Source organism: Devosia insulae DS-56 (genome assembly GCF_000970465.2).
Lineage (GTDB): Bacteria > Pseudomonadota > Alphaproteobacteria > Rhizobiales > Devosiaceae > Devosia_A > Devosia_A insulae.
In genome coordinates this window covers 1-4735 of sequence record NZ_LAJE02000030.1, presented here as the reverse complement: position 1 = coordinate 4735, position 4735 = coordinate 1, and the positions used below count along the sequence as shown (strand labels likewise).

At 65.3% G+C, this 4735-nt stretch carries 6 protein-coding genes; 2 read left to right on the top strand and 4 right to left on the bottom strand.

Features of this window, described 5'->3' with window-relative positions:
* Positions 1 to 33: 33 nt before the first annotated feature.
* Entirely contained in the window at positions 34 to 1263 is a 1230-nt protein-coding gene (locus VW23_RS01185) for an AI-2E family transporter (protein WP_176730299.1), read from the bottom strand.
* A 125-nt stretch (positions 1264 to 1388) separates the two neighbouring features.
* Between VW23_RS01185 and VW23_RS01180 the strand changes: the two genes are divergently transcribed.
* Complete coding sequence (locus tag VW23_RS01180) at positions 1389 to 2330, top strand: nucleoside hydrolase (protein ID WP_069907772.1); 942 nt, start codon at positions 1389 to 1391, stop codon at positions 2328 to 2330.
* A gap of 157 nt (positions 2331 to 2487) precedes the next feature.
* Here VW23_RS01180 and VW23_RS01175 read toward each other — a convergent pair whose 3' ends face one another.
* Together VW23_RS01175 and VW23_RS01170 are read right to left on the bottom strand one after the other, a co-directional pair.
* Complete coding sequence (locus tag VW23_RS01175) at positions 2488 to 3048, bottom strand: DUF308 domain-containing protein (protein WP_069907771.1); 561 nt, start codon at positions 3046 to 3048, stop codon at positions 2488 to 2490.
* A gap of 65 nt (positions 3049 to 3113) precedes the next feature.
* The gene (locus tag VW23_RS01170; protein ID WP_069907770.1) at positions 3114 to 3686 is read right to left on the bottom strand and encodes a TetR/AcrR family transcriptional regulator; all 573 of its coding nucleotides are present in this window, start codon (positions 3684 to 3686) and stop codon (positions 3114 to 3116) included.
* A gap of 132 nt (positions 3687 to 3818) precedes the next feature.
* Between VW23_RS01170 and VW23_RS28455 the strand changes: the two genes are divergently transcribed.
* A complete protein-coding gene (locus tag VW23_RS28455) occupies positions 3819 to 4223 on the top strand; it encodes a hypothetical protein (protein ID WP_141728172.1) in 405 nt (134 codons plus the stop codon).
* Between the two features lie 93 nt (positions 4224 to 4316).
* Here VW23_RS28455 and VW23_RS01160 read toward each other — a convergent pair whose 3' ends face one another.
* The gene (locus tag VW23_RS01160) at positions 4317 to 4514 is read right to left on the bottom strand and encodes a hypothetical protein (RefSeq protein ID WP_069907768.1); all 198 of its coding nucleotides are present in this window, start codon (positions 4512 to 4514) and stop codon (positions 4317 to 4319) included.
* Between the last annotated feature and the right edge of the window lie 221 nt (positions 4515 to 4735).

Sequence of the window (4735 nt, the reverse complement as noted above, 5' to 3'; positions counted from 1 at the left end):
GGACAGGGTGGCAGGTGGCGCGCGTCACTCGAATTATGCTGCAGACGCCGGCTTGGGCGCGCGCTCCTGTTTCCGGCGAGGAGGCTTCGCCGGTTCCGGCGGCGCCACCTTCGGTTCGGCCGCATCGGTATCGCGGCTCGCCTTCTGCGTCACCAGCCGCCGCAGCTTGCGCGGCGCCACGGTGCGGGTGGGCAGGATGTGGGTGACGATCGAATAGAGCACCAGCAGCGAGGGCACGGCGATCAGACCGCCGACCGGGCCCCAGGCCCAGATCCAGAAGGTCAGCGACAGAAAGATCATGAACGGGTTGATCGTCATCGTCCGGCCCAGGAGGTTCGGGGTGACGAAATTGCCCTCGATGAAGTTGATGCCGAAGTAGAGCGCCATCGGCAGCAGCCCGCCGAACAGTTCGCCCGTGGTGCCGAGCCCGACGAGGAACAGCACCAGCGCCATGAACGCCTGGCCAATGAACGGGATGTAGTTGAGCACCGCCGCCATGGCGCCCCAGAGCAGCGGCGACGGCAGCCCCACAGCCCAGGTCATCAGCGTCACCACCGCCCCGACCCCGAGGTTCACGCTCGAGATGGTGAGCAGGTACTTTGAGACCTTCTGCTCGACATCGCGGAACACGTGCGCGGTGCGCCAGCGCATCCGGCGGCTGACGCAAAGCGACAGCGTGGCGACGCGGATATTGTCACGGGTGGCGAGGAAGAAGTAGAGCGAAACGAGAAACACGCCGACCTGCGCCAGGATCGCCGGCGCCAGCATGGCGATGCCGGTGACCGTGCTGCCGTCCTCGACCCGCACCTCCATCGTCGCCCCGCCACCCAATACGCTCTTGACCTGCTCCTGCAGCGCCCCGATCGCCGCGATCGGCTCCTGCCAGTTGGCGAGTTCGGCCTGGATGCGATCCCACACCACTGGGATGCGTTCCGCCCATTCGCTCAGCGGCCCGTAGAACAGCGCACCACCGACAATGATGACGAACAGCAACAGCAGCACCACCAGCCCGGCCGACAGCGCCTCGGGCAAGCCGCGCTGTTCCAGCATGTCGGCCACCGGTCCGAACATCAGCCCTACAGTGATGGCGAGAAACAGCGGTGCCAGCACCACCTGCGCTTCGCGCACCGCGACGAACGCGACGACGATGCCGATGGTGACGATGGCGAACTGCGCCGCATTGCCGAGCACTCGCTCGAAATTGGTCCGTTGAATGTCCTTGATCAACCCCTGGCGGGGTCGCGACGCTGCTGGCTTGCGCAAGTAAATATCCCTCTGTCGGCCAGCCTTAACGCGCCGCCAACCGGGTCGTTCCGCCCGTCGACGGGCGTCGCGCAGCGAACTAACATGCCGCCGGAATCAATTTCTCAGGGGCTCGCGCTAAACCCATGGCACGCAAGATCATTATCGACACCGACCCCGGCCAGGACGATGCCGTCGCCATCCTCATGGCGCTCGCTTCGCCCGCCGATTTCGATATCCTTGGCATTGTCGCGGTGGCCGGCAATGTCGGCCTCGCGCAGAACGCCCGCAACGCCCTGAAGGTGGTCGAACTCGCCGGCCGCAAGGATATCGCCGTCTATGCCGGGTGCGAGCGCCCGATGCGCCGCACCCTCGTGACGGCCGAGCACGTGCACGGCGAGACCGGCCTCGATGGCCCCGACCTGCCGCTGCCCAAGCTGCAGATCGAAGACCAGCACGGCGTCGATTTCATCATCGAAACCCTGCTGGCACACGAAGCCGGCAGCGTGACGCTCGCCACCTTGGGGCCGCTGACCAATGTCGCGATGGCGATGATCAAGGAGCCGCGGATCATTCCCCGCATCCAGGAAATCGTCATGATGGGCGGCGGCTATTTCGAGGGTGGCAACATCACCCCGGTGGCCGAGTTCAACATCTATGTCGATCCCGACGCCGCCGACGTGGTGCTGCGCTCGGGCGTCCCCATCGCCATGCTGCCGCTCGATGTCACCCACATGATCCTGTCGACACCGGAGCGGCTCGCCAGGATCCGCGGGCTCGGCAACAAGGCCGGCGAAGCCGTCTACCAGATGCTGAGTTTTTCCGAGCGCTTTGATCTCAACAAATACGGCTCGACCGGCGCCCCGCTGCATGATCCCTGCGTCATCGCCTATATGCTGAAGCCCGAGCTGTTTGAGGGCCGGCACATCAATGTGGTGATCGAAACCTCGAGCGAGTTGACCATCGGCATGACCGTTGCCGATTACTGGGGCGTCACCGGGCGGGTGAAGAACGTCACCTATCTCCGCTCGGGCAATGCAGAAGGTTTCTACGAGCTGCTGACGGAACGGCTGAGCCGCCTGCCCTAGACCATTTGACCTTGTGACTGAGACACACGGCAGCTGGATCCGATCTGGCCCCACCACTGGCTGTCATCGTGGGTGGGGAGATTGCGGTGGCTCAGTTCGACGACAGGCCTACATTGAGGCCCTCAATGATCTGGACGATTCCCTCACTACGGGTAGTTTAGTTTGCACTGACCTTGCGGCCCCCGCGCAGGCTCAGCCACACCGCCGTCACCAGAAAATACACGGCGCCGAACGCCGCGTACCCGGCGATCAACGCGATGCCGGGGTTCGGCATCGTGCCGGCGGAGAAGACGAAGAAGCCGCCGGCCAGCGCCGATTGCGCCCCACTCAGCACCATCGCCCACTGCCCTCCCGATGCCCAGCGCCGCACCGCCGTCACCAGCTGCAGCACCCCCGAGAGGATGGCCCAGACGCCGAATACGACGACCACCGCGGCCATCCCATGGCTCAGCGCCACAATGACGGCGATCGTGGTGATCGCGCTCACCACCACATTGACCAGATGCGACAGGTTGCGGCTGAGCCCGCCGTTCCGCTGCGCATCGACGAAATTCGCCGCCGCGTCCCAGGCCGGATAGAGCACCAGCAGCGCCGCCGCGGTGGCCGGGCTGAGCGGCGCCAACAGCAGCGCGGCCGCCACCCAGACTGCGGAAAAACCGAAGCGAATAAAGGCATAGGTCTTCAGCCAGTTGGCCGGCGTGGGATCGATCGCGTTCATAGAATTGACCTTCTAGTAGGTAGGTTGAAAGAACATGCTCTGCCCGTGTTCGACAGGCGATGGTTTCAGATGGTGATGCGTTCCAGCAGCGGACCGATGATCAGCCCGAAGGTCGCCGGCGCGCCATAGGCGCGGGCCGACAGCATGGCGCCATGCACCGTCGCCATGATCGTCTCCGCCTCCAGTTCGGCACTGTCCGTCAGCCTGAACCGGCCTTGCTGCACGCCGCGCGCGAGCACCTCGGTCAGCCAGGCGGCAAGCAGCCGGAAATGCGCTCTGACCTCCACCGCCACTTCCGGCGGCAGCGCCGGCAGCTCGGCGGCAAGTTGCGCGCCCAGGCAAAACGGCATGCTGCCATCGCTGATGCAGGCTTCCCAGGTAGCGATGTAGCTCTGCAACTGCACCGCAGCGTCGGGCGACAGGCTCTCGAAATGGGCGAGGCCTCGAGCGAGATCGTCCCGGTAGCCGGCCACCAGTGCGCGCACCAGGTCGGACTTGGCGGGGAAATGATGGTGGATGCTCGGTTTGCGGATGCCGACCACCGCGGCGATGTCGGCATAGCTGAAGCCATTATAGCCGCCGGCGATGACGAGCTCGCGCGCCGTGGCCAGGATTCGCTCTGCTGTCTGCTGTTCCATTTTGCCTATCTACCTATCAGTAGGTAGGCTGTCAACCGTTGTGACCTGGGAAACCATGTCAGGCATGACCCTGCCCGTCTGGCCCCGGGTTAAGCAAATCCATAACCGACCGTTCTTACCCTCGTCGATGCGATGAGGGACAGCCGAGCACAAACCACCGACCTCGCACGCCGCCGCCGGCATGAACCGCCGACGGCTCCCGAGGTCGTGGCCATCGGCCCGACACCGCATTCCGCTGCACAGATGGGCCGGCTCTACCGGCGAGAAGCCGCTCGCTGGCTCTGCCGCATGGTCGTCCGCGCCTTCGGGCTGCTCTATCTCCTGGCGCTCGCCTTCACTGGCATCAGCGCGACCGGCTGGTTCGATTTCGCCCCCGCGCCGCTGGCCGGCGTCTTCCTCGTCGTCATCGGCCTGCCCTGGACGCTCGCCGCCGCCTGGTTCCCCGATCCCTTGCAGCCGCTCGTCGCGGCGGTTGCGCCGCTGCCGACGCTCATCCTGCTCTGGACCTGGTGCCACTGGCCGCGCCGCCGCGCCTGAGCCAGAAAAGTGCCCCGGCTCCTTACGGAGACCGGGGCCAGTTCCCTCACCAGGTCGTGCGTGTGCGAGGGTCAGGAGCCTTTGACAGGGGCGCTAGCTCACCGGCCGCGCCTCCGGGAATTGCATTGTGCCAATGTCCGCAGCCGTGACAGCGGCAGGGTCACGCTCGCTGTCAGCGCCGGCTGGATCGTCGGCATTGACCGGCACCGGAACTGCCCCGGCTGCTTCCTGTGCCACGGCGCCGAAGATCAGCACGACGGCAACGCAGAAGGCAGCGATGGTGTATTTCATCGGACCTCTCCTCACTGAACCTTCTGCTCGGACGTGTACTGGGCCGCATGAGCGAGCCAAGGGCTCACCGCGAGCGTGGCAGCGAAGAAACTGAGCGGCTTGAAGCTGAACATCGCGGCATCCTCAAATCGTGCGTATCGTCGCTCGTTTCGAGCGGCGATCGTTGCGCGGCAAACGGGGCATGACCCGCTGTGAGGTGCCGTCGTCGCCCGCGATTCCCC

Bases quoted from the DNA above. Each gene is read 5' to 3' on its own strand.
- VW23_RS01160 (WP_069907768.1), bottom strand. From the start codon at position 4,514: ATGAAATACACCATCGCTGCCTTCTGCGTTGCCGTCGTGCTGATCTTC.
- VW23_RS01170 (WP_069907770.1), bottom strand. From the start codon at position 3,686: ATGGAACAGCAGACAGCAGAGCGAATCCTGGCCACGGCGCGCGAGCTC.
- VW23_RS01180 (WP_069907772.1), top strand. From the start codon at position 1,389: ATGGCACGCAAGATCATTATCGACACCGACCCCGGCCAGGACGATGCC.
- VW23_RS01175 (WP_069907771.1), bottom strand. From the start codon at position 3,048: ATGAACGCGATCGATCCCACGCCGGCCAACTGGCTGAAGACCTATGCC.
- VW23_RS28455 (WP_141728172.1), top strand. From the start codon at position 3,819: ATGAGGGACAGCCGAGCACAAACCACCGACCTCGCACGCCGCCGCCGG.